The following is a 492-nucleotide window of genomic DNA, read 5'->3' as shown; positions in this document are numbered from 1 at the left end:
GGATATAGTGTGGTTTCAATAGAGGAGATATAAAGAGCACCTTTATATTTTGGTGCTTCTTTTATTTTATTAAATTCAATAAAAACCAATGCTTGTATAACAAATACTACTGCAGAAATTATGAAGGTTAATGAATAGCTTAATTTTGTATATGAAATAATATTTCCTGCTAAATATGAGGATATAGAAACTGTTATATTACCTATCTTGGAAAGGGATGCTTATATAGTATTAAATGGTATAAATAGTTCTATAAGAAAAAATAATGGAATAAAGTAAATAAAACAAATGCATATAATGGGGTTTTTATAAATTGTGAAACTGCTCTACAAAAGGTAATGTCTGGGGCACTTCTTATTATAGTTGATGTTCATAGAAAAAAGTTTGTAGAATGTCCTCAGCTTGTTGATCATGCTAAGAATATAGTTATAATTGACCATCATAGAAAGAGTGCAGATTTTATAGATAATGCAACTATGACATATATAGAAC

The sequence above is a fragment of the Thermobrachium celere DSM 8682 genome (assembly GCF_000430995.1).
GTDB lineage: Bacteria > Bacillota > Clostridia > Clostridiales > Caloramatoraceae > Thermobrachium > Thermobrachium celere.
Note: the sequence above shows the minus strand (reverse complement) of the source record.